The organism is Hugenholtzia roseola DSM 9546 (assembly GCF_000422585.1).
GTDB lineage: Bacteria > Bacteroidota > Bacteroidia > Cytophagales > Bernardetiaceae > Hugenholtzia > Hugenholtzia roseola.
In genome coordinates this window covers 147,106-171,327 of sequence record NZ_KE383879.1, presented here as the reverse complement: position 1 = coordinate 171,327, position 24,222 = coordinate 147,106, and the positions used below count along the sequence as shown (strand labels likewise).

General features: G+C 44.2%; 18 protein-coding genes. 16 read left to right on the top strand and 2 right to left on the bottom strand.

The features are described from left to right. The first annotated feature begins 260 nt into the window (after nucleotides 1-260). From G500_RS0111070 to G500_RS23255, 8 genes are all read left to right on the top strand, one after another. Entirely contained in the window at nucleotides 261-3,782 is a 3,522-nt protein-coding gene (locus tag G500_RS0111070; RefSeq protein ID WP_027002606.1) for a triple tyrosine motif-containing protein, read from the top strand. Between the two features lie 459 nt (nucleotides 3,783-4,241). Next, nucleotides 4,242-7,391 carry a SusC/RagA family TonB-linked outer membrane protein gene (locus G500_RS0111055; RefSeq protein ID WP_027002604.1) on the top strand — a complete coding sequence of 1,050 codons (3,150 nt, stop codon included), beginning with the start codon at nucleotides 4,242-4,244 and terminating at the stop codon, nucleotides 7,389-7,391. 34 nt (nucleotides 7,392-7,425) lie between these two features. Continuing rightward, nucleotides 7,426-8,892, top strand: coding sequence for a SusD/RagB family nutrient-binding outer membrane lipoprotein (locus G500_RS0111050; RefSeq protein ID WP_027002603.1), 1,467 nt, complete (start codon nucleotides 7,426-7,428; stop codon nucleotides 8,890-8,892). A gap of 102 nt (nucleotides 8,893-8,994) precedes the next feature. After that, nucleotides 8,995-9,852, top strand: a complete 858-nt coding sequence (locus G500_RS0111045) for a hypothetical protein (RefSeq protein ID WP_027002602.1) — start codon at nucleotides 8,995-8,997, stop codon at nucleotides 9,850-9,852. 54 nt (nucleotides 9,853-9,906) lie between these two features. After that, nucleotides 9,907-10,743 (top strand): metallophosphoesterase family protein, encoded by an 837-nt coding sequence (locus tag G500_RS0111040; RefSeq protein ID WP_086047886.1) that lies wholly within the window; start codon nucleotides 9,907-9,909, stop codon nucleotides 10,741-10,743. Nucleotides 10,744-10,809: 66 nt separating this feature from the next. Then, nucleotides 10,810-11,295, top strand: coding sequence for a hypothetical protein (locus G500_RS23260; protein ID WP_035757146.1), 486 nt, complete (start codon nucleotides 10,810-10,812; stop codon nucleotides 11,293-11,295). Nucleotides 11,296-11,407: 112 nt separating this feature from the next. Beyond that, nucleotides 11,408-12,541 (top strand): tRNA guanosine(34) transglycosylase Tgt, encoded by a 1,134-nt coding sequence (gene tgt / locus G500_RS0111030; protein WP_027002600.1) that lies wholly within the window; start codon nucleotides 11,408-11,410, stop codon nucleotides 12,539-12,541. 202 nt (nucleotides 12,542-12,743) lie between these two features. Next, complete coding sequence (locus G500_RS23255; protein WP_051203472.1) at nucleotides 12,744-14,867, top strand: M13 family metallopeptidase; 2,124 nt, start codon at nucleotides 12,744-12,746, stop codon at nucleotides 14,865-14,867. A 225-nt stretch (nucleotides 14,868-15,092) separates the two neighbouring features. Here the strand turns inward: G500_RS23255 and der are convergent, their stop codons facing one another. After that, complete coding sequence (der, locus tag G500_RS0111015) at nucleotides 15,093-16,403, bottom strand: ribosome biogenesis GTPase Der (protein ID WP_027002599.1); 1,311 nt, start codon at nucleotides 16,401-16,403, stop codon at nucleotides 15,093-15,095. A gap of 525 nt (nucleotides 16,404-16,928) precedes the next feature. On the opposite strand from der, the gene G500_RS0111005 reads away from it, so the two are divergent. The 6 genes from G500_RS0111005 to G500_RS0110985 all read left to right on the top strand — a co-directional run bounded on the left by G500_RS0111005 (nucleotide 16,929) and on the right by G500_RS0110985 (nucleotide 21,217). After that, a complete protein-coding gene (locus tag G500_RS0111005; protein WP_027002597.1) occupies nucleotides 16,929-17,711 on the top strand; it encodes a cytochrome c oxidase subunit 3 in 783 nt (260 codons plus the stop codon). Nucleotides 17,712-17,763: 52 nt separating this feature from the next. Then, complete coding sequence (locus G500_RS0111000) at nucleotides 17,764-18,087, top strand: cytochrome C oxidase subunit IV family protein (RefSeq protein WP_027002596.1); 324 nt, start codon at nucleotides 17,764-17,766, stop codon at nucleotides 18,085-18,087. 138 nt (nucleotides 18,088-18,225) lie between these two features. Continuing rightward, a complete protein-coding gene (locus tag G500_RS0110995) occupies nucleotides 18,226-19,209 on the top strand; it encodes an isopenicillin N synthase family dioxygenase (RefSeq protein WP_027002595.1) in 984 nt (327 codons plus the stop codon). Between the two features lie 130 nt (nucleotides 19,210-19,339). Beyond that, nucleotides 19,340-19,921 (top strand): chromate transporter, encoded by a 582-nt coding sequence (locus tag G500_RS26550; RefSeq protein WP_342664603.1) that lies wholly within the window; start codon nucleotides 19,340-19,342, stop codon nucleotides 19,919-19,921. 13 nt (nucleotides 19,922-19,934) lie between these two features. Next, nucleotides 19,935-20,534, top strand: a complete 600-nt coding sequence (locus G500_RS26545; protein ID WP_342664602.1) for a chromate transporter — start codon at nucleotides 19,935-19,937, stop codon at nucleotides 20,532-20,534. Nucleotides 20,535-20,554: 20 nt separating this feature from the next. Further along, on the top strand, nucleotides 20,555-21,217 hold the full coding sequence (locus G500_RS0110985) for an oxidoreductase (protein ID WP_027002594.1): 663 nt from the start codon (nucleotides 20,555-20,557) through the stop codon (nucleotides 21,215-21,217). Nucleotides 21,218-21,295: 78 nt separating this feature from the next. Here the strand turns inward: G500_RS0110985 and G500_RS0110980 are convergent, their stop codons facing one another. After that, nucleotides 21,296-21,682 (bottom strand): DUF1573 domain-containing protein, encoded by a 387-nt coding sequence (locus tag G500_RS0110980; RefSeq protein WP_027002593.1) that lies wholly within the window; start codon nucleotides 21,680-21,682, stop codon nucleotides 21,296-21,298. A 188-nt stretch (nucleotides 21,683-21,870) separates the two neighbouring features. On the opposite strand from G500_RS0110980, the gene G500_RS0110970 reads away from it, so the two are divergent. Together G500_RS0110970 and G500_RS0110965 are read left to right on the top strand one after the other, a co-directional pair. Further along, complete coding sequence (locus tag G500_RS0110970; protein ID WP_027002592.1) at nucleotides 21,871-23,154, top strand: sensor histidine kinase; 1,284 nt, start codon at nucleotides 21,871-21,873, stop codon at nucleotides 23,152-23,154. A 3-nt stretch (nucleotides 23,155-23,157) separates the two neighbouring features. Further along, a complete protein-coding gene (locus G500_RS0110965) occupies nucleotides 23,158-23,853 on the top strand; it encodes a response regulator transcription factor (protein WP_027002591.1) in 696 nt (231 codons plus the stop codon). Nucleotides 23,854-24,222: the final 369 nt, after the last annotated feature.

Sequence of the window (24,222 nt, the reverse complement as noted above, 5' to 3'; positions counted from 1 at the left end):
AATAGTTTTCAGACCCAAAAATAGGGTTGAGTCTAAATTTCATTTCTAATTTGAAAGAACAAGTCTTCTTACAGAACCTAACGTTACTATGCTGCTCCCCTCAAACATAGCACCAAAAACGAAGCAAGCCGCGAAAGGGTTTTACAAAAGGCGTTTGTCTTTTTCCTAACAAAACAAAAAATAAATCGCCGCTTGTGGGTAGAATATACGGCAAAGTTCTCTAAAATGCCTATCTTGCAGGCGTTTCGGTTTTTGCTCCTATGAATATTTCCAAGACCCCTACTTTTTTTAAAATTTGGTTTAATTTTTTTCTGACTTGCTTTTCTTTTCTTGTGTTGAATAGCGTTTCAGCACAAGGGCGTTTCTTTGTGCGCAATTTTTCCCCCAAAGAGTACAAGGCTTATGCCCAAAATTGGGAAGTTACACAAGACGAGCGCGGAATTATTTATGTAGCCAATTTTGACGGCGTTTTAGAATACGACGGCGTTCGTTGGAATTTGATACCTGTCGGCGAAGAACTTTCTGTCAATGCCCTACAAGGCGATAAAAATGGACGCATTTACGTAGGTGCGTCAGGCGATTTTGGCTTTCTTGCCCCCAATGCGCAGGGAAAGATGCAGTATCATTCCCTTTCGCCTTTACTTTCCGAAAAAGACCTTGACTTTCAAGAAGTTTTTGAGGTTAGGGTAGTAGAAGACGGCGTAATTTTCAACGCTTATAGCCACCTTTTTTTCTATCAACCCGAAAAACAAGCGATTCAGGTCTGGAAAGAAGAAGATTTTTATTTCTATGAACCCATTGCGATTGATTCCCAAATCTATGTCGTGCATTTGCAAAAAGGTTTGGGCAAAATAAGTCAAGCGAAAGGCTTTGAACTGCTCCCCAAAGGCGATTTTTGTGCTTCCCAAGCGGCTATCGCGCTTTTGCCTATTCAAAAACAAAACAACAAACAAATCACGCAAATTTTAGTCGTTACGGCAAAAGGCGGCTTCTGGACATATAATTTAAAAAGCCATCAAGTAGAGCCTTTTCCGATAAGTGTGGCACTGCAAAAGTGGTTAGAAAGCTATGATTTGAGCGATTTTAAGCCTATTTCTGTGCCACAAATCGCGCCCAAAGAGCCAGAAATTCATTACTTGCTTACCAGCCACAATGGAGGCGCAATTTTGATAGATGCACAAGGCAATATCCTGCGCCGCATCGATGAAAACAGCGGTTTGCAGACCAATATGGCGTTCAAACTTGCCCCCGATAATTTTGGTGGCATTTGGTTTGGCATGAATCAGGGAATTAGTCGTGCCGAACTGCTTTCGCCTTTCGAACAGTGGTCGGAACAAGACGGCTTGAAGGATATGGTGCTTTCTGTGGTGCGTTATGGCGGCAAAATTTATGCAGGCACATTTGCAGGTCTTTTTGTCTTGGAGGGCAACCGCTTTGAGCCATTGGGCGATATAAAGCGTGCCTGTTGGGATTTGCGCGTTTTGAAAGAGGGCAACACAGAATCGCTTTTGATAGCGTCTTCGGGCGGACTTTTCCTATTAGAATCCATTGACAATCAAGCGATTGAGGCTAAAAAACAGACTTCTTTCCGCTTAGAATTGATACGTGAAAAATCTTCTTATGCCTTATGGCTTTCGCCCAAAAAAGATTACTTCTATGTCTCGGGTAGGAAAGGCGTTTTGCGGTATGATAAAATAAAAGAAGCAAAGGCGGAAACTTCGGCGGCTCAAAGGTGGAAACTTACGCGCCTTGCTGATGATTTGGAAGCCGACGTGCGCTCTTTATACGAAATGCCCAACGGCGAAATTTGGGTTGCTTCTGCCTACAATGGCTTTCTGAAAATTACTTTTGCCGCGCCAAATCCTGCTTCGGATACTATCCAAACGCAATTTCGAGTGCAATATTACGACACAAAAAAAGGCTTGCCTTCTAATAATTGGGTCAATGTCTATCCTTTTTTAGACAAAAAAACAAACCAAGTGCGCCCGATTTTCACCACAGGCAAAGGTATCTATCAATACAATGCAGAAAAAGACCGCTTTGAACCCGATTTTGCCTTCGATTTGCCTGCCCAAGATGTCTTTCGTTTGGTACAAACCCCAAAAGGCGAACTTTTTTTGGGCGGACTGACCACTAAAAAGGGACTTATCAGAAAGGGGACATCGCAGGGGCAAAAGTGGGAATGGCAAGACAAAATCTTTCGCCGTCTGCCCGAAATGGGCTTGGAGGCTATCTATGCTGATGGCGACAGCCTGCTTTGGCTTGGCGGTTCGGAAGGGCTTTTCAAGTACGATTTGAGGCGCAAGGGCTTTGAATGGCAGCCCTTCGAGGCGCAGATTCGAAAAATTGTACTTTCCGAAAAAGATTCTACTATTTTTTATGGCGCATTTTTCCAAAAAGGACAAAACGACACAACTTTTCGTTTTATCAAGGCGCAGCCGCAAGATTTTGTGCCTATTTTAGAATATGCACACAATTCGCTTCTTTTTTATTGTGCTTCAAGCTATTTGGAAGAGCCACAGACTACACTTTATAGCTACTTTTTAGAAGGTTTTGATGAGCATTGGTCGGCTTGGACACCGCTTAGTCAGAAAGAATACACCAATTTGCCCGAAGGCAGTTATCTTTTTCAGGTAAGAGCCAGAAATTTGTATCAGACCGAAAGTCAAGTGGCTACTTTTGCCTTCGAAGTCTTGCCGCCTTGGTATCGTACCTTCTGGGCGTATGCTGCCTATTTCTTGTTTGGGGTCGGATTTTTTTATACCATCTTGAAAATCAATGGATTGAGGCTTAAAAAGCAAAACCAATATTTGGAGCAAAAAGTCCAAATCCGAACACAAGAAATCCAGAAAAAAAATGAGCAAATCCAACAAAAAAATACAGAATTAGAGCAGCAGCAAGAGGAAATTCGCGTGCAGGCTGAAAATTTAATCGAGCTAAACGAAGAATTGCGACAGCAGCATAAATTCTTGCAAGATTCCCTCGCCGATATTGCCGATAAAAACAAGGACATTACCGCCAGCATCAACTACGCACGAAGGATTCAGCAGGCACTTTTGCCCTCTATCGAGGTCTTCAAACAGCATCTGCCACAGTCTTTCGTCTTTTTCCAACCCAAAGACATTGTGTCGGGCGATTTTTATTGGTTGCAGGAGCGGCACAATCAACTCATTTTGGTAGTAGCCGACTGCACAGGACATGGCGTACCCGGTGCTTTTATGAGTTTGATAGGTATGAATCTTTTGCATGAAATTGCGATTTTATACCAGCAGCCACACCTTATATTAGATGAGCTACACGAGCGGCTGACCTTGCTTTTGAACAAGAAAAACAACGCCGAAAGTCGTGATGGTATGGATATGGGTGTTTGTGTGTGGGATAGAGATTTGCAGCGGCTTTCTTTTGCAGGCGCAAAATTTTCTTTGGTAATGGTGGCAGAGGGCGAACTAAGCGAAATAAAGGGCGATATTATGCCTATCGGACACCTTTTGCATCGTGAAAATTATCATTATACGTGCAAAGTCATAGATTTAGCCGCTCAAAATCAGCAAGATACGGCTTTTTATCTCTTTTCTGACGGCTTTCAAGACCAATTTGGGGGCGAGGAAAACAAAAAGTTTATGAAGAAAAGATTTAAAGAGTTGCTTTTGAAAATGAACCAAAATGGTATCGCGATTGAGGAACAGCAGCAGGCATTGAGCCAAATTTTTAATAATTGGCGTGGCGAGCAGCCGCAAATAGACGATGTCTTGGTCGTAGGTTTCAAACCTTTTAGAAAATAGAGCCGCCTTTGTAAAAGAAAAAACGAAGCCTTTATGAAGGCTTTTTTGGGCATCAAACAGCGTTTTTAGTAAAAATTTTGCCCTTTTAGGGGGTGATAGAGAACTTTTTTCGCCTTTCTTCACAATTTTTTAACATTGGCGTTTGTTTTTTTAGAAAAAATGCTTATTTTTGCCTTTACCCTTCCAACATTCTCTTGCACTCGCTAAAAATAGAATAAACGCCGCCACTTTTGCATTACGGCACAAAGTTCTGAAAAGTGCAAAAAAACAATAAGAAATTTTGTGATTGATAAGACCCTCATAACAAGGCAATTATGGGCAATTCTCGCCTTTTGCCTTAGAGAAATCACGAAATCTTCACTTGTTTTTTTTGATTTATTCATTTTTGGACTAACTTAGCGCAGAGAAAACGAAAATAAGTTTCGGAGCTTTTTATCACTAACCAATTCTAAACTAACTATGCAGAAAAAATTACTGCTCACTTGGACGTTCATGATGCTGCTATGCAGCGTCGCATGGGCGCAAGGTCGCAAGGTTTCAGGTCGCGTTTTAGATGCGACTGGCGGCGGCTTGCCCGGGGTTAATATCTTGGTCAAAGGAACTCAAACGGGTACGACTACCGACATCGAAGGGAAGTACGCCATAGAAGTACCTGCTGAAAACAATACCCTTGTTTATAGCTTTGCAGGCTATGCCACACAAGAAATCGCCATCGATAACCGTACAGTTATTGATATTACTTTGGTGGAAAGCGAAGTGCTTTTGAATGAAACCGTTGTTACGGGTGTAGCCATCGAGCGCGAGCGCAAAGAGTTGGGCTACTCTATTTCTACGGTGAAAGGTGCAGAGATTACTAAAGCGCGTGAAGTAAACTTAGTAAATGCCTTAGCTGCAAAAGTGCCGGGCGTACAAATTACTTCGCAGTCGGGTTCAATCGGTGCTTCTTCGCGTATCATCATTCGCGGTGCAGCCTCTTTGAACGGCGACAATCAGCCGCTTTTCGTTATCGACGGGGTGCCAATCTTCAACTCTAATATCGGTTCTGACCCTGGTGGCAACCGTATTTCGGGTTCAATCGATACAGGTAACCGTGCGCAGGACATCAGCCCTGACGACATTGCAGAGATTAGCGTTTTGAAAGGTGCAGCTGCTTCGGCTCTTTACGGTATGCGTGCCAAAAACGGCGTTATTATGATTACAACCAAGCGCGGTAAGTCTGGCAAGACCAAAGGCAATGTAGAGTTCAACTCTTCTGTTCGTTTCGACTCGCCTTTGCGCCTGCCTGATTTCCAAAACGAATTTGGTCCTGGTCAGTTTGGTAAATTCTTCTGGCCTACAGTCAATAACCCACAGCCACTTCTAAACGGTTGGGGACCTCGCGTTTCTGAAGTACAGGGACAAAACTTCCCTAACTGGCAGAATGTAGAAGGACCGATGCGCATATACGAAAACAACGTAAGAGATTTCTATCGCCCTGCACAACTTTACATCAACAGCCTTTCTTTTGGTGGTGGTGATGAAAAAGGCGACTTCCGCTTGGGTGTTAATCAGTTGAACCAAATCGGTATGGTGCCTAATTCAAAATTAGACCGTACTTCTATCTCTTTCAATGGCGGACGCAAGGTTACGGATAAAATTTCGGCGCGTGTAGGTGTGAATTACATTCGCTCTACCGACATAGGACGTGCTACACAAGGTGGTAACAACCCCAACGTATTGGGCGACATCGTGAATGGCTTGGCACGTACCATCGACATCAACGACGTGAAAAACTACCTCAATCCTGACGGCAGCCAGCGTGGTCTTAGCAATTTCACTAACAACCCTTATTGGACTGCTAACGAAAACGTAACGAATATCTCGGTAGACCGCCTTATCGCTAACGGACAAATCAACTACAAGCCTGTGGATTGGATTGAAGTTACGGGTCGTGTAGGTACGGATAACTATACTGAATACCGCCGTACCGTTAACCGTAAGGGAACTATTGGTAGAGAAAATGGTCTTTTCTTCACCGACCTTATCGAGGCACGTCAGTTTAACACAGACTTCTTGGTTTCGGCTACACGCGACTTGACCGAAGATTTGAACTTGCGCGTTATCGTAGGACACAACTTAAACCTACAAATGCAACGCCGCAACTCTAACTCGGCAGCAGAGCTTACCGTAGATGGTCTTTACAACACAGGTAACGCAGCGGTAAATAACCCTACTAACGATTACGCTGAAACCCGTCTTTTGGGTATCTATGGTGACGTTACTTTGGGCTATAAAAAATACCTTTTCTTGAACTTGACAGGTCGTAACGACTGGTCTTCAGCTCTTCCTAAGGCAAACCGCTCATTCTTCTATCCTTCTGCTAACCTTAGCTTCGTCTTTACAGATGCTTTCGAGATTGCAAACGACATTCTTAGCTATGGTAAATTGCGTGCGAACGTAGCGCAGGTAGGTAGTAGCGAAGGACCTTACTTGACTAACTTCCGCTTCTTCCCTATCACAAGCGTATTTGGTCAGTTTGGTACAAGCAATCGGTTTCCTTTCTTAGGTCAGACAGGTTTTGCAGCTACCGCTACATTCCCTAACACAAACCTAAGACCACAGAACCAAAATTCTTTTGAGATTGGTACAGAGTTGAAGTTTTTAAATGGTAGATTGGGCTTAGACCTCACTTACTATAGCATCAATACCAGCGACCAAATCATCAACATCTTGATTCCTGCTTCTACAGGTTTCCGCCGTCGTACTTTGAACGCTGCCACTGTTTCAAACAAAGGTATCGAGTTTGTATTGAATGGTTCGCCTATCCAAACTGATGATTTCAGTTGGGACGTGGTCTTGAACTTTGCGCGTAACGTCAATAAAGTTGAATCTTTGTATGAAGGCGCACCTGAAGATTTCGCTTTGGGCATCGAATCTGCTTTCAACGGCTTAGAAGTACGTGCCGTTGCAGGTGAAACTATCGGTTTGTATGGTTCAGGTTGGCTTCGCGACGAAACTACAGGTCAGATTGTAATCAACCCGCTCACAGGCTTGCGTCGCGTAGGCGGTTCTGGTCAGCGTTTGGGTAACCTTTATCCTGACTTCCTTTTGGGCTTCCAAAACAATTTCTCTTACAAGAACTTCTCTTTAAGCGTTCTTTTGGACTGGAGAAAAGGTGGCGTGGTGTATTCTAATACTGTTGAAACCTTGCGCAGCAACGGTTTAGTAGTAGAAACAGCTGAAAACCGCGACGGTACTTTCATTGATAACGGTGTTATCGTTAATGCGGACGGCACAACACGTCCTAATGACGTACCTGTGGAAACAATGGAGCAATTCTGGAACAACTACACCAACGTGCAAGAATCTTCAGTTTTTGATGCTTCTTACATCAAGTTGCGTGAAATTCGTATCTCTTATAGCGTTCCTGCTAAACTCTTAGAAAAGACTCCTTTTGGTGCTGCATCGGTGGGTATTGAGGGTAGAAACCTCTTTATCTTGCATAGCAATACGCCACACATCGACCCTGAAACTAACCTCTTCGGTTCTGCTTCTAATGGCGTGGGTATTGAATGGGGTGGCATTCCTTCTGTAAGAAGCTTGGGTGCAAACCTTCGCCTTACTTTCTAAACCTTACCGTTTCAACCTAAAAGCATAGAACATTATGAAGAAAAAATGGATATACGCTGCTCTCTTGGGAGCAGCCCTTACTTTCGGAACTTCTTCTTGCGACAAGTTCCTCGACATCAACACTGACCCTAACGCTGCCACTACGGTAGACCCTTCGTTCCTTATCACGCCTATTCAGGTGCGCATGAGTTCGAATCGTACCATAGAAACAGGACCCGTTTTCCAGTTTTACGCGCAGCAGTGGGCTTCAGGCGGTTCGGCAGGGGTTTTCTTTGACCCTGAAAGATACAATATCGGTGTTTTCGGTCCCCGAAACACTTGGAATACCTACTATAACTCTTGCTTAAATAACGTTGCCTTGATGGAGTTACAAGCAAGAGAAGCAGGCAATCCAAACGTAGAAGCGCAGGCAAAAATCATGAAAGCGATTCTTTTTTATGACATTACTTGTATCTTCGGTGAAGCTCCTTATTCAGAGGCTCTAAATGTAGAAATTCAAGGTCCTAAGTTTGACTCGCAAGAGGAAGTATTACGTGGTGTTGTCACGCTTTGTGAAGAAGCGGTAGCTTTGGCAGACCCTTCTAACCCAATACCCGGTGCCTTCAGTGGCGACCTTTTCTACGGACCTTCAGGCTGGAGTCCTTCTTCTGCACCTGCCCAGCAGATGGAGCGTTGGATTAAAGCAGCTAATTCTTTGAAATTTAAAGCCTTAATGCTTTTGCACAATGGCGGCGCGAATGTGTCGGCGGAAATTGCAGCCGTTTTCAATCAGCCTATGATTGAAACTTTGGGTGAAGATTTGGCAGTGCCTTATGCAGAGGAAGTAAACAATGCAAACCCTGTGTGGAAACTCTTGAATTTGTATTCTGGTGGTGAAAACGTTTGGTTTGAGGCGTGCGACCCTCTTATGGATTTGATGAAAGAATCTAACGACCCTCGTTTGGCTACTTATTTTGACCAAGATGGAAATGGAGCATTTACCTCTCGTCAGTCGGGTACAAACACAGGTTCTGTGTCGCCGCTTTCTTTGAACATCTTGCGTCGTGCTTTTCCTGATAGAATCATTACCGCTTCTGAAATTGCTTTGCTTAGAGCAGAGGCAATGGTTTTAGGATTGGCTCCCGGCGGTCAGGCAGGTGCGCAAGAAGAGATGCGTCGTGGTATTAGCTTGAGCTTGGATTTCTTTGATGGCAAACCCGGACAGATTGGCGCGGCTGCAAAGCAGACTTACATCAATCAGTTCAATATTGCTAATCAAAGCCAAGCAGGTGCATTGCGTACCTTGCACGTACAACAGTACATCGACTTAGCAAGTTTGCGCGGTTTGGAGGCTTGGACACAGTGGAGAAGAACCAAAGTGCCAGACCTTACTGTGCCAGCGGGCGCACTTTTGGGCGACATCATCCGTCGTTTCCCTTATGCAGACGAAGAAATTAGCTCTAACCCCAACAATATCGGACAGCCTGCACTGGACTTGCCGATGTGGTTTGAAGGCAACTAATTTTCCAATGCTATCAGGTAAGTCGACCCTAAAAGGCGGCTTATCTGATACCTACTGCATTTTGTCCCATTCTTCTATCAATTCACGCAAAATACTTTGAAGATGATTTACAAAATTAAAAATATAACCTTAGCATTTTTGGCTTCGTGTGCCTTGTTCCTTACAGGCTGCGACCAAACTTTCGAAGACGACAAATACGACATCGGAGCAACGGCACAACCTGCTTTTGTGCGCCTGACCAATCCCAATTCAAGCAACAACATCTACACTCGCAACGAGGGTGATAAACTTGTCTTGGAGGCTTATGCAAACTACGGTGTAGCAGAAGACATTATCGTTACCTACACTTTTAGTGGCAGCGCAGTTTATGGCACCGACTTTATCATAGAAGGTGCGTCTGCTTCAGGTGGCTCTTTCACTATTCCCTACAACGGAGGCGTTACGGTACGCGGAAGTGCAGAGTTTGAAATAGACCTGCTAAGAGATAACACAACCGACGGTGATAAAGAACTTGTAGTGCGCCTCGCTTCTGCTACTACTGCAAGCGGCAAGCAACTTGGTGTAGGACAAGGCTCTGCCTTTGTGGAAAGCAAAATCACCATCAAAGACACTGACTGCCCAAGCAACATGGCTGGCAACTTCGTGATGACTAACGATTTTTGCGAACCTGCACCTATTAATGCGACCATTACGCGCGTAGCAGGTACAAATAATCAGTACATCATCAGCGATATGAGTGGAAACTTTGTCAATGGCTGTACTTCTAATGAAGGTCTTTTCATTGAATTTACCTTGACAGAGGCTTGTGGCACTATTCAGCCTACAAAACAAACTGTATTTGGAGTAGAATTTGAGGTATTGAGTGGTACTTGGAATGAAAACACAGGTGTTCTAACGCTTCGTTGGACAGATGCACTCTTCGGTTTGCCCCCTCGCGTTTCTACTTTCACAAGAAGATAACAGACTCTCGTTTCTTTTTTCAGACAAAACTAAGTCCGCAAGGGCTTAGTTTTTTTGTTTTCAATAGAAAGGGTAGTTTTGGGTTCAAATTGGCTCGAATATGAATTTTTGGTGAATAGGGCTTTTAGAAAGAAAATATTTCAGACCTTTGCAGCCTTAAAAGTTTTTCCTTTGGCTCTCTTTCTGAAAATTATGTATCTTTCCAAAACGCTTACAGAAGGGCGTAGGTTCGCCATTACTGATATTCATGGCTGTGCCAATAGTTTTGAGGCACTTTTAGAAAAAATAGGGCTAAACCGTCAGGATACGCTTTTTCTTTTGGGCGACTACATCAGCAAAGGGCGCGATAGCAAAGCCGTTTTAGACCTCATTTTAAAACTACAACAAGAAGGCTATGATTTGCGTCTGCTGCGCGGCAATCATGAAGAAATGCTTTTGCACGTGGCAGGGCAGGCGAAAAAGTATCTCAAATGGTTTGTCAGGGTGCATAAATGCCGCAATTTATTGAACAAAGAGGAGGAATTGCCTAAAAAATATTGGCGGCTTTTGGAGTCGTTGCCTTACTACATAGAAACGGAAGATTTCTTTTTGGTGCATGCGGGGCTGAATTTTGAGTCTGAAAATCCGCTGCTCGATAAGCAAGCCATGATTTGGACGCGCAAAAGAATGTGCGATAAGCAAGATTTTCTAAAAGGAAAAACCTTAGTACATGGACACAAGCCCACGCCGTTGCGTCAAATTAAAGAAAGCATTGAGGCTGCACAAAAGATAATTTGCTTGGACAATGGCTGTGTGCAGGGTGGCAAACAAAGCGAAAAGGGAAAGTTTGGAAAACTACTTTGTCTTAATTTGGACACGCGCCAGCTTATCACACAGAAAAACATAGGATAGCCCAACTTTGAGGGAACTTTTTTAACTTTGCAATCCTTTTTCTTTACACCATCAAAAAAATCCGATATGGGCAAAAAAGAACGCAAAAGCAAGCACAAAAAGACGCGAAAAGCACGAAAAGAAGCGAAAAAGAACGCTATTTCTGCCGACCAAGATGCTGTCGCCCAAAAAAAATCAGACCAAAAGAAGGCAGAGCAAGAGAGGCGAGAAAAGATGGCAAAAGTGGCTAAAAAAATGGACAAGTTCATCGAAAAGGCGTTTGAAGATGTCCTCCTTCGCGTAGATACACGTTTTTCCAACGTCGCCTTAGAAGTAGCCGAGCAAGATTATTTGCGCGATAAGATTGTCTTTGTCTATTTCTGCACCTCTATCATCAATCGCGAAAAGCTACTTAGCCACTTAGCAGCAGTCTATCCCGAACATCGCGAACTCATGCACCGCGACATGTTGCGCATGGCACAACGCCTCAAAAAAGAGATTACAGACATAGAAGATATTATCTTTGAGGATATGAAGGGGAAAAGCTACGACAACGACGACCTGCCTTTTTAGGATAAGAACCCCGTAAAGAAAAAGGTTTCAAAAAAGACGCAAACCCTAAGAGGCTTCAAAAGAGGCACTAACATTCTTAGGGTTTCAATTCAACACCTAACCCGCCTTAGAGATGCAATTCGAGCTTCTTTCCACCGACCCCAAGAGCAAAGCCCGCGCAGGCACTATCACAACCGCACATGGGAGCATTGAAACGCCTATTTTTATGCCCGTAGGCACAGCCGCCACAGTCAAGGGCGTGCATCAGCGCGAATTGAAGGACGATATCCAAGCCCAGATTATTTTGGGCAATACGTATCACCTTTATTTACGACCCACTACTGAAATTTTAGAAAAGGCAGGAGGGCTGCACCGTTTCAATGGTTGGGATAGACCTATTCTCACCGATAGCGGCGGCTATCAGGTCTATTCTTTGGGTCAGATTCGCAAAATAACCGAAGAGGGGGTAGTGTTCAACTCTCACATCGATGGCTCGAAGCACCACTTTACCCCCGAAGGCGTGATGGACATTCAGCGCAGTATTGGGGCTGATATTATCATGGCTTTTGACGAATGTACGCCTTATCCTTGTGAGTATGGCTATGCCAAGAAGTCGATGGAAATGACTCACCGTTGGCTCAAACGTTGCATCAAGCGTTTTGATGAAACGCCGCCCAAGTATGGCTACGACCAAACACTTTTTCCTATCGTGCAGGGTAGTGTGTATCAAGATTTGCGCCGCGCTTCGGCAGAATTTATCGCCGAGCAGGGTAGGGAAGGAAATGCTATCGGCGGACTTTCGGTAGGCGAACCTGCCGAGATGATGTATGAACATACACAAGCCGTTTGCGACATTTTGCCACAAGATAAGCCGCGCTATTTGATGGGCGTAGGCACGCCTGCTAATATTTTGGAGGGTATCGCCTTAGGTGTGGATATGTTTGATTGCGTCATGCCCACGCGCAATGCGCGAAACGGCATGCTTTTTACCACCGAAGGCATCATCAACATTCGCAATAAGAAGTGGGAAGACGATTTTTCGCCCCTTGATGCAGGCTTGCCCAATAGCTACGCCAGCAGCTTTTATACCAAAGCCTACCTGCGCCACCTGCACCGTTGTAATGAACTTTTGGGAGCGCAAATTGCCTCTGTGCATAACCTTACTTTTTATCTGCACTTGGTAAAAGAAGCGCGAAAGCACATCTTGGCAGGCGATTTTTATGATTGGAAAGAAAAGCAGGTTAAAATTTTGATGCAAAGACTTTAAAGATTCAAACCTCAAAAAGGTAGGGACAAGGCACTGCCTTGTCCGATGTTGTTTTGAAATAAAATGGCATTTTTATAAAGCTCAATCTGATTCAAGCCCTAAGCCTTTCGAGAGGCTTAGGGTTTTTGATTTTTTTGTAAGAAAAAACGCCCTTTGCAAACTAATCTTACGGATATATTTCTCACTCAAATCCTATTCCTCTATGTTTGATAGTTTTCCCAAATACAATTTCGCTGCCCCCTACACTGCGGCACGAAAGTACCTTACGCTTTCGGCTTTTGCTTGTTTAGGGCTTTCGCTTTTCGCCTGCGACAATAAAAGCAGCCAAACGACAGAAAAGACCGATACCACACAGGTAGCCGAAACACAAAATCAAGCTCCTGCCGATTACAAAGCCATCGACTTGGCAAACTTTGATACTTCAATACGTCCGCAAGACGATTTTTTTCAATTTGTCAATGGCAGTTGGCTTTCCAAAACAGAAATTCCCGATTCGGAAGCCCGTTGGGGTAGTTTCAACGAATTGCGCGATAAAAATAAGAGCCTTCTCAAAAACGTAGTGGAAGAAGCCCTAACCGCCAACGCCGCAGCAGGTTCGCCCCAGCAACTTGTCGCTGATTTCTATAAAAGCGGCATGGATACGACTACCATCAACCAAAAGGGCATCGAGCCTTTGCAGGCGCAAATGGCGGCTATCGAGGCGGCTACCAGCGTAGAAGAGCTTTTGGTAGTGGCGGCAGAGCAGAAAAAAATGGGGGTTTCGTCTTTCTTTTCGCTTTGGGTAGATGCCGACGAAAAAAATAGCACGCAGAACATTCTTTCTCTTTATCAGGGTGGCATGTCGCTTCCTACCAAAAACTACTACCTCCAAAAAGCCTTTGATGCGCAACTTGCTGCCTTTGAAAAATATGTCGCTACAATGCTCGAAAAGGCAGGTACGCCCAATGCAGCGGCAGTGGCTAAAAATATCATAGCCTTAGAAAAGAAGTTGGCACAGGTAGCGAAAGAGCCGAAAGAATTGCGCGACCCCGAAGCAAATTACAACAAAATGGCATTTGCAGATTTTGCCAAAAAATATCCCAACTTGAAGGCAGAGCGTTATTTCAATGCTTTGGGTGCAAATGGGCTTACTGATATTGTCGTGGGGCAGCCTGCCTTTTTTGTAGGTCTGGATAATTTGCTCAAAACGGCGAAGTTGGACGATTTAAAGCACTATCAGAAGTGGCGTTTGCTCAATACCGCCGCGCCTTTCCTAAGTAGCAATTTTGCCGACGAGCATTTCAACTTTTTCCAAAAAACTTTAAGCGGCAAGAAATCACAACAAGAGCGTTGGAAGACCGTCATCGAAACCGTAGATGGCAAGGTAGGACACGCCGTAGGACAACTTTATGTGGCGAAGGCTTTTAGCCCGAAGGCAAAAGAAAAAGCCGCCGCCATGATTGAAAACATACGCACTGCCTTTGGCGAAAGCATCGATGGTCTGGCTTGGATGAGCGAGGCTACCAAAGTAAAAGCCAAAGAAAAGCTCAATGCCATTGTCTATAAAATTGGCTACCCCGACAAGTGGAAAAGCTATGAAGGTTTGGTTATCAAAGCCGATGATTATTTGGGCAATATCCAACGCGCCTATGCTTTGGAATTTGGCGAGGATATGCAGAAAATCGGAAAGCCCGTAGATAGAGGCGAATGGCACATGACCCCTGCAACCGTCAATGCCTATTACAATCCCGTACAAAACGAAATTGTGTTCCCTGCCGCTATTTTGCAGCCGCCCTTTTTTAGCGAATTTGCCGATGATGCTGTCAATTACGGAGGCATTGGTGCAGTTATCGGACACGAACTCTCACATGGCTTTGACGACCAAGGCAGTCAATACGGCGCAGACGGCAACATGGAAAACTGGTGGACAGAGCAAGACAGGCAGTCTTTTGAGGCACTCACCAAAAAATTAGTGCAGCAATACGACGAATACACCGTCTTAGATGGCTTGCACGTAAAAGGCGAACTTACTTTGGGTGAAAATATTGCCGACTTAGGGGGCGTTACGATGGCGTATGCAGGGCTGAAACGCGCCTTAGCCGCTGGTAGCAGCCAAGAAAAAATTGACGGCTACACACCCGAACAGCGATTTTTTATCAGTTGGGCGCAAATCTGGCGTACCAAACACCGCGACGCAGAATTGCAGCGTCTGATAGAAATAGACCCCCATTCGCCCGGACAATTCCGCGCCAATGGTCCGCTTTCCAATTTTGAACCGTTCTTTGAAGCCTTCGAAGTAAAACAAGGCGATAAAATGCGCCGCGACGACCTTATCAAAATTTGGTAGGGCGGCTCGATAAAATGTTAAATAACCGTTTTTTGTAAGGACAAGGTATTGATTGCCTTGTCCTTATTTTTTTGTAGGGACAACGCACCGCGTTGTCCGAACTATGCACGAATGAACCCACACAGTTTTTCAATTTTTCCCTGCGGACAAGGCAGGCATTGTCCCTACATTTGCATCAGATTTTTTGTATGCTCAAAAATAGCAAAACGGTTGTTTTGGATTGATTTATTTTTCTTTAAAAACCAAACTCATTGGCACGCCTTCGAGTCCGAAATGTTCGCGAATTTTGTTTTCTACAAAACGGCGATAGGATTCTTTGATGTGTTTGGAATGATTTGAAAAAAGTGCAAAAATGGGATAATTGCCATTTAGTTGTGTAATGTATTTGATATTGATGTGGTGTCCGCGATGGGAGGGCGGCGGATTGCGTTCTATTTCGGGTAGAATCTTGGCATTGAGGGCAGAGGTAGCAAAGCGGGTCTTGCGTTTTTCTGCAATTTCTACGGCGCGTTCCATTACTTGAAAGACGCGCTGCTTTTCTATAACGGACGTAAAAACGACGGGGATATAGTCGGCGGGAGCGAGGCGTTCTTTCAAAATTTCGGTGTAGCGGTGGGCGGTATTGCTATCTTTTTCGAGCATGTCCCATTTATTGACCATCAGGATAAGCCCTTTTTTGCGCGAAATTGCCAATCGTATCAAACTCATATCCTGCGCTTCCAAGCCTTGTGTGGCATCAATCATCATAATACAGACATCGGCATCTTCTAAGGCTTTGATAGAGCGCATGACAGAATAAAATTCTATGTTTTCCTTGACCCTTGCCTTGCGTCTGATACCTGCCGTATCGGTGATGATAAAGTTTTTTCCAAAAAAGTTGTATTCGGTATCGATAGAGTCGCGTGTTGTGCCTGCGATGTCGGAAACGATAGCGCGCTCTCTGCCCAAAAGCACATTGAGGAAAGACGATTTGCCTACATTGGGTCGTCCTAAGATGGTAATGCGTGGCAATCCTTCGTGTGGATTCTCGATGCCATTGTCTTCAAAATAAGTAATGACCTTATCGAGCAGTTCGCCCGTACCAGAGCCACTTTGCGAGGAGATGGCGAAGATTTCGGCGGCAAAGCCTAAGTTGTAAAACTCATGGGCAGCCTGCAATAAGTGGTGATTATCTGCCTTATTTGCGACAAGCAAGACGGGTTTGGCAGAGCGGCGCAAAACATTGGCAAACTCTTCGTCTAAGGGGGTGATGCCTGCCTGACAATCTACCATAAAAAGGACGACAGAAGCCTCTTCGAGGGCGATTTCCACCTGTTCGCGAATGGCTTTTTCGAAGACATCTTCCGAGCCTACTACATAGCCGCCCGTATCGATGACCGAGAAAAAATGGTTCTGCCATTCGCCTTGTCCGTAGTGCCTATCGCGTGTTACGCCGCTTTCGTCGTGCATAATAGCCTGACGCGACTCCACTAAACGATTAAAAAGGGTAGATTTGCCCACATTGGGTCTGCCCACGATTGCTACAATATTTGCCATGAAATTTTCTGAATGTTTCTGAATGTTGCGCGAAGAATCCGCTATTTTCAACCTTCAAAACCCTAAGAACGCCTCTTGTTCTTAGGGTTTTGGGGCAAGCCTGCCGATTGAAAGCACAAAGGTAGCGTTTTTTTTCAAAAGTGAAGCAAAAAAGCCGCAAACAGAGAGCCGTTCGGCGCGTAAGGCGGTAGCCTTTGTAGGGAAACGGTATTGCCTTTTCCGAAGTTGGATTAAAACACAAAGAGAACGCCTTTCAGACTGCCCTTTTCTTTTTGGGTGCGATTGGGGTGCTATGATTGCGTAGTAAGTTGGCGGTGTTGTATTTTTTCTTTAAATTGTGTTTCAAATAGGGTACTTTGCAGCCAAAAGGAGAGCCGCACACGCTATTTTTTTGTTCTTGTTGTATTTTTTTCGAAAAAAAAGCGGCAAAGACAAGGAAATTTGCGCAAAACTCTATAATTTTACGTGCAATAACAGATAAACAAACCCTCACTCAACCTCCATTCAGTTGTAAATCAATACGATATGGCAAATCAAACCCTTGCGCCTGAACAAGAATCAGGACTACAACAGAAAAATCCTTGGGGAGGTGGTATCGAACCACTGAAAGCGAGCTACGGAAAACTGATGATGTGGTTTTTCCTGCTCTCTGATGCCTTTACCTTCTCTGCCTTTCTGATTGCCTATGGGGTAGCGCGTTTCGCCTTCCCTGCTTTCGAGGGCAGCCCCCAAGATTTTGTGTTTTCACAAAGCTACTGGCCTATCCCCGAAAAAGTTTTCAACGCTGTGCCTTTGATGCACGACCTCGACGCGCCGCTGGTCTTTGTAGGTATCATGACCTTTATTCTTATCCTTAGCAGCGTAACGATGGTCTTGGCGGTAGAAGCAGGACACAGCAACGCATTAACACCCGAAGAGAAACAAGCCGAAGTAGAAAAATGGATGCTTTGGACGGTATTAGGAGGCGTAGCCTTCCTTAGCTGTCAGGCTTGGGAATGGGCGCACTTTATTGCAGGTACAGAGCAATTTATGAAGCAACCCATCGAAGTTGGAACTTATTTCGGCGCAAGCCTCACACAAAATCAGTACGGTCCGCCGCTATTTGCTGATTTCTTCTTCTTCATTACAGGTTTTCACGGCTTCCACGTATTTAGCGGAGTGGTGATGAATGTTATCATCTTCTACAATACCGTTATGGGCGTGTATAGAAGACGCGGACACTATGAGATGGTTGAAAAAGTAGGTTTGTATTGGCACTTTGTAGATTTGGTTTGGGTCTTTGTCTTTACTTTCTTCTACTTAGTCTAAGTCGCCGTTTCCCTTCTTTATTCCTACCTTCTTTCTCTAACGAACTATCTTTATGGCACATCACGATTCTACTCTTTCTCCGCGCGAACAGCGTGCAAAAAATATCAAGAGAATCTGGACGGTAGCGGGCATCTTAGCCTTAGTAACGGCGATAGAGTTTGTCTTTGCCTTTACGATGGAAGCTGGCTCACTCCGCAATTTCATCTTTATCTTCCTTACTTTGGTGAAAGCGGCTTATATTGTAGCCGAATTTATGCACTTGCGCCATGAAACCAAAGTCTTGATATTTGCTATCTTGCTTCCTTCTATCTTTATCTTTTGGCTCATCGGCTCGATGCTTTGGGAGGGTTCAGACCTTTTCCAAATGCGTTTCTAAGCCTTTTTGCCTTTTCGGATAAGTCGGATATGAAAAAAGCCGATTTTCTGGCAGATACAAAAAGCCCTATTTGGTTGGAAAACCGATAGGGCTTTTTTTGAGAACCCTTTTTTTCACACCTTCTCCCATTCTACCGATATGAACACGATTTTATACGACCAAATCCCCTCGCTGGATTTAGCCGACTTCCGCGCAGGCGGCGAGCGCAAGGCGCAATTTGTCAAAGCCTTAGGCAATGCCTTCGAAAACATAGGTTTTGTCGCCATCAAAGGACACGGACTCGACGACACCAACCAAGCGAATTTGTACCAAGCCATTCAAAAGTTTTTCGCCTTAGATGAGCCTACCAAAAAAAAATATGAAAAGATAGAATTGGCAGGGCAGAGAGGCTACGTGAGCAAAGGGCGCGAAACTGCCAAAGGGCATGCCGTACCCGATTTAAAGGAATTTTACCACATCGGGCAAGAATTTACACCCCAAGAGGCAGCGGAAAACCCCGTCTTGCAGGAATACACCCCTAATATTTTCCCCGACGAAGTGCCTGAATTTGAGAAAATGACCGTTTATGCCTTTCGTACCTTAGAAAATGCAGGCTTAGAACTCCTACGTGCAGTAGCTCTGCATTTGGGATTAGATGAAACCTATTTCGACGACAAAGCAAAATACGGAAATAGCATCTTGCGTCCGCTGCATTATTTTCCCATCGAAAATCCCGACGCGCTACCTGCCGACTCGGTGCGGGCGGCAGCACATGGCGACATCAACCTCATCACCCTGCTCATGGGTGCAAGTGCAGACGGCTTAGAAGTCTTGCGCCTCGACGGAAAATGGATTCCCATTACGGCTCTGCCCGAACAAGTGGTCGTCAATGTAGGCGATATGCTTTCACGCCATACCAACAACCGTCTCAAATCTACCATTCATAGGGTCGTCAATCCGCCACGCGAACTGATGCACACCTCGCGCTACTCGATTCCGTTTTTTATGCACCCACGTTCAAGCATGGACTTGTCTTGTCTTTCTAATTGTATAGATGAACAAAATCCAAAACTTTACGAAGACACCACAGCGGGGGAATTTCTGACTGAACGCCTCATAGAATTAGGCTTGCTCAAAAAATAGGCTCAAAATAATAGATTTGATTTATTTTCGGCTATCTTTCCTCCCTGCTTTCTCAAATCGCATCGAGCTGCACTTGCTTAGGCAGAGTCGGTTTGGTGCGGTTTGATAAGTGTATAAATTTGCGGTCGATATGAAAAAAATTCGCCATTATATCTTTCTCAAAGACATCTTACTGCTCACCCTGACCGCCTTCGGAGGACCGCAAGCGCATATTGCCCTTTTTTTAGATATTTTGGTGAAAAAACGCGCCTATTTGAGCGAGGAAGAGCTAATGGAACTCTATGCCTTGTGCCAAATCCTGCCCGGTCCTACCTCCACACAAACCCTAACGGCTATCGGCTACAAAAGAGGCGGCACTTCTTTGGCTTTGCTTACCCTTTTGGTGTGGCTGCTCCCCTCCACGCTTGCCCTTACTTTTATCGCTATTTTTTTTTCAAGTTTGAAGGAATTTAATATTTCTTTGCACTTTACCCGCTTTATACAACCTATTGCAGTGGGTTTTATGGTGTATGCTGCCCTAAAAATTGCCCTTCGCGTCATCAAAACCAAAACGGCACTTGTGCTGATGACCCTTTCCGCACTGCTTTCCTATTGGGTAGGAAGCCCTTGGCTTTTTCCGCTGATTTTGGTCGCTTCGGGCGGCATCTCGGCTTTCAAATTTAAAAAACAAGAAAAAGAGGAAAAGGAAAAAATACAAAATTCAGTGGCGTAGCCTTTTTCTATACTTGGGAATTTTCGCTTTTGCTGCTATTTTTGGAAATGCGACAAATTCAGTAGCAATCCTTCTTTTCGAAAATTTTTATAGAAATGGCAGCCTTATTTTTGGGGGGGGGCAGGTTTTGATACCCGTTTTATTTACCGAATTTGTAGAATTTAAAAAATACCTAACCGCAGAGGAGTTTTTATCGGGCTATGCGGTGGCGCAGGCTCTGCCCGGTCCTTCTTTTGCCTTTGTTGCTTTTATCGGCTCGGTGAGCATGATGAAACGAAGCACCCTGCTCAATCCTTTCCTTAGCGGCTCGATAGGCGGCTTGGTTTCCTCTTTTGGCGTATTTTTACCGGGTGCGCTCCTGATTTTTTTTGTGATAAAATTTTGGGAACAGCTCAAAAGATACCGCCCTGTGCGTGCTTCCTTAGAGGGCATCAATGCGGCAAGCAGCGGTATGGTAGTGGCTGGCTCGATTTTGCTTTTTCAATCGCTGCCCTTTTCGTATCTCAATAGTGCGATTGTGGTGCTTACTTTTCTTATCTTACAATTCACAAAAATTCCCGCGCCTTTTCTAATTTTGTTGGGATTGGGATTGGGTATTGTTTTAGAATTTTAAATACAAAAACATCAAATACTATGCGAACTTCTCAAAAAACAGCACTTATCGCAGGTGCGACAGGTCTGGTAGGAGAGATGCTATTGCAGCAACTGCTTGCAGACGAAAGATATGCGAAAATCAAACTTTTGTTGCGCCGTCCGCTTGCACAGACGCATGACAAATTGGAGCAGCGTGTCATAGACTTCGATGCCCTTCAAACCACCGACCTAAAAAGTTTTCTCGCCGATACCGACGAATTTTATTGCGCCTTAGGCACTACACGCAAAAAGGCAGGCAGCAAGGAGGCTTTTAGAAAGGTAGATTACGACTATGTCGTCAATTTGGCACGCAAGGCGGCACAGGCAGGCATACCGAAAGTGGCTTTGGTTTCGGCAATGGGAGCAGACAAAAAGTCATTTTTTTTCTACAATCAGGTAAAAGGTGAAGTAGAATATGAAATTTCGCACCTTGATTTTGAGCTTGTTTATATCGCGCGTCCTTCTTTGCTTTTGGGAGCGCGTCAGGAAGAGCGCACAGGCGAGGATTTGGCAAAAGTTTTTGATAGCCTTTTAAATCCGATTATTCCCCAAAAGTATAAAGGCATAGAAGCCAAAAAAGTTGCCGCCTCTATGGTTTCGGTGTTGAATAGTTCGAAAGAGGGGCTTATCATCATAGAATCCGACGATTTACAAACTTATTAGAGTAGCAATAATTTTTTGTTTTTATTTGGTAAAAGTATTCCTATCTTTTTAAAAAATAGGAATACTTTTATTAAAACCTTACTTCTGTGCCACTACTTCGCCCTGAAAAGATAAGGTAACGCTGGGCTGCTCAGGGCTATTGGTGCGAATGGTAATGGTTTTATGAAACTGCCCTATGCTGGCGGCATTGAAGGTAGCTTTGATAAGTCCTTTTTCGCCTGCCTTCAAAGGCGTTTTGGGGTACTCTATCTGCGTACAGCCGCAAGAGCCTTTGGCATCTTGTATCAATAGGGCGGCTTGTCCCTGATTTTCAAAATGGTAGTTGAGGGTAATGGGCTGATGCTGCGCAATTTTACCAAGTGCCAGATTGGTACTTTCCCATCTGATTTCAGGGCTTGGCATAAGGGCTGCGCAAGTGCCAGCGACTAAGAAAAACACGAGGAATAAGAATTTTACTTTGCTCATAATAAAGAAGATTAGAGATTGAAAAAAATAATTGTGCCTGCGATTGAAGCACTCCAACAAAGGTAGGGCATAGTGAGCAAGCCCTTTCACATGCCTTTTCAAATACTTGTTAAGGGCTTGTTAAACCGCCCTAAGAAAGCAGAAAAGGGCGCGAAAACCTTTATTTTTGCCTATCATACTTCAATTTTATGAGCAATACTACCCTTCGCAATTTGGTTGTGGGCGCAGCCTTAGCACTATTGAGCCTTACTTTGGTGCAGTTTTATTGGCTTAGTCGGGCTTTCGACATCAAAAGCACACAAATAGAACAACGCTTGCAGGTCATACTTTGGCACACTGCCCAAGAGTTGGCACGAAGTCAATCTTGTATGTTGGCTTCCGAAAATCCTATCTATAAGGTGTCTAATAACTACTATTTAGTCAGTTTTAATTGTGAAATCAATCCTGATATATTAGAATACGCGCTTGGCAAGGCTTTTCAGCAGGAGGGCTTGCCACTCGATTTCGAGTATGGCATTTATGATTGTGATACCGACCAGATGCAGTATGGCAAGTACGTCCGACAAGGCTCACAGACAGAGTTGCCTCAAAATAAGCCCTTTGACGCATATTTGGAAGGGCATAGCTATTATTTTGGGGTGCGCTTTCCTACCTTAGAAACCGAACTGATTGCCGAAATGGAAGTTTGGTATTATTCCGTTTTTTTGTTTTTTATCGTCATCTCTTTTTTTGCGTACTCTTTCTATCTTTTGCTTAGGCAAAGGCGTTTTTCTTTGGCGCAAAAGCAATTTCTCGATAACATGCTGCACGAATTTAAAACTCCCGTTTCTATTTTACACCTAACTGCGCAGGTGCTATCCAAAGAGGTTACAACGGCACGCGCCAATACTTACGTCCGAATTGTGGGCGAACAAAGTGCAAAGCTCGAACATCACATGAACTACCTACTCGAACATTTGATGCTGGAAAATAAGATAGAAAAGGCACTTCAAAAAGAAGTGCTTGATGTCGGTCTTTTTCTAAAAGAATTAGTGGCACGTTATCAGGTCTTGTTACGACTGATGCCCATGCAGGGCGAAGCAACGCTCGATTTACACCTTTGTCCGCAGGTCTGTTTGGTAGAGGCAGACCGCCTGCATTTGGAAAATGCCTTGACTAATTTATTAGACAATGCCTACAAATATCAGCAGCAAGAGCAAGGCTGGGTAGCAGTGAGGCTCGAAGCAGGGGCGAAATTTGTGCAGCTTTCGGTGCAAGACAGAGGGCAGGGCATACCGCAAAAGGCACTTGCCTATATCTTTCAGCCCTTTTTTCGCGTACAAAAGGCAGACTGCCATGAAAGAAAGGGGTTTGGATTGGGGCTAAGTTATGTAAAGCAGGTAGTTAGGGCGCATCGCTGGCAAATAAAAGTGCAAAGTAGCTTAGAAAATGGCACTACTTTTTTTATCAAAATTCCACTTTATACGAAATAAACCATGCAAAAAAGGATACTATTGGTAGAAGATGATACCACTTTGGGTTTTATTGTGGAGGAGCATTTGGTCTTGGCAGGGTATCAGGTCTGTTGGTGTCAGACGGGTGATATGGCTTTGAGCCACTTCGAGGCAGAGAATTTCGACCTTTGTATTTTTGATGTGATGTTGCCCAAAATAGATGGTTTCGAGCTTCTAACTACCATTCGCAAGCAAAATACGCATGTCCCGATTCTCTTTCTAACGGCAAAAGCATTGAGCCAAGATAAAATCAAGGGTTTGAAGTTGGGGGCAGACGATTACATTACCAAGCCTTTTAGTTTGGAGGAGCTAATTTTGAAGGTAGAGATTTTTTTGAAACGGACGCGCCTACCTGATACCCCTCTTCAAATGACTGCCCAATATTTTATCCTGCATAGTTACCGCTTCGAAGTCGACAATCTTTTACTTATCCACCTTCCTACACAGCAGCGGCGTTCTCTAACGCTAAGGGAGGGAAATTTGTTAGCCTTATTTTGTAAAAATGCCAATCAACTTTTAAAAAGGGAAGCGATTTTGGTAGCAATCTGGGGCGAAGACGACTATTTTGCAGGCAGGAGTTTAGATGTTTTTATTTCGCGCCTAAGAAAATATTTGAGCCAAGAAAGCCTGATTCGCCTCGAAAACGTGCCAAGGGTAGGGTTTAGGTTAGTGGTCTAATTTTTTTGTAAAATGTTGATTTTCAGTTGTTTATACGAAAAAGCTATTTCCCTGTAGCGCGAAGCTCTAGCTTCGCAAGTCTAGCACAATCTCACGACAGTATTTCGGACAAGGCAGTGCCTTATCCCTATATGCGAACCTAATTTTTAGAATTTAACATCATTGCTGTTAGGTTTAGCCTGCGACTAAGCCTTATCCCTTCCCCAAATCTTAGCTTTTCGGGGCTGCTGCTATTAAAACATCTACAAAATAGCATTTTGTATTTGTTTTTTGCTATTTTTGCAGTATCTTACAACGCGAATCACAGATTTGCCGCATTGATAGGTGTAGTCGGAAACTACGCCCAATGGGGGGTATCACCTTAATTTT

Bases quoted from the DNA above. Each gene is read 5' to 3' on its own strand.
- G500_RS0111070 (WP_027002606.1), top strand. From the start codon at position 261: ATGAATATTTCCAAGACCCCTACTTTTTTTAAAATTTGGTTTAATTTT.
- G500_RS0111055 (WP_027002604.1), top strand. From the start codon at position 4,242: ATGCAGAAAAAATTACTGCTCACTTGGACGTTCATGATGCTGCTATGC.
- G500_RS0111050 (WP_027002603.1), top strand. From the start codon at position 7,426: ATGAAGAAAAAATGGATATACGCTGCTCTCTTGGGAGCAGCCCTTACT.
- G500_RS0111045 (WP_027002602.1), top strand. From the start codon at position 8,995: ATGATTTACAAAATTAAAAATATAACCTTAGCATTTTTGGCTTCGTGT.
- G500_RS23260 (WP_035757146.1), top strand. From the start codon at position 10,810: ATGGGCAAAAAAGAACGCAAAAGCAAGCACAAAAAGACGCGAAAAGCA.
- tgt (WP_027002600.1), top strand. From the start codon at position 11,408: ATGCAATTCGAGCTTCTTTCCACCGACCCCAAGAGCAAAGCCCGCGCA.
- G500_RS23255 (WP_051203472.1), top strand. From the start codon at position 12,744: ATGTTTGATAGTTTTCCCAAATACAATTTCGCTGCCCCCTACACTGCG.
- der (WP_027002599.1), bottom strand. From the start codon at position 16,403: ATGGCAAATATTGTAGCAATCGTGGGCAGACCCAATGTGGGCAAATCT.
- G500_RS0111005 (WP_027002597.1), top strand. From the start codon at position 16,929: ATGGCAAATCAAACCCTTGCGCCTGAACAAGAATCAGGACTACAACAG.
- G500_RS0111000 (WP_027002596.1), top strand. From the start codon at position 17,764: ATGGCACATCACGATTCTACTCTTTCTCCGCGCGAACAGCGTGCAAAA.
- G500_RS0110995 (WP_027002595.1), top strand. From the start codon at position 18,226: ATGAACACGATTTTATACGACCAAATCCCCTCGCTGGATTTAGCCGAC.
- G500_RS26550 (WP_342664603.1), top strand. From the start codon at position 19,340: ATGAAAAAAATTCGCCATTATATCTTTCTCAAAGACATCTTACTGCTC.
- G500_RS0110985 (WP_027002594.1), top strand. From the start codon at position 20,555: ATGCGAACTTCTCAAAAAACAGCACTTATCGCAGGTGCGACAGGTCTG.
- G500_RS0110980 (WP_027002593.1), bottom strand. From the start codon at position 21,682: ATGAGCAAAGTAAAATTCTTATTCCTCGTGTTTTTCTTAGTCGCTGGC.
- G500_RS0110970 (WP_027002592.1), top strand. From the start codon at position 21,871: ATGAGCAATACTACCCTTCGCAATTTGGTTGTGGGCGCAGCCTTAGCA.
- G500_RS0110965 (WP_027002591.1), top strand. From the start codon at position 23,158: ATGCAAAAAAGGATACTATTGGTAGAAGATGATACCACTTTGGGTTTT.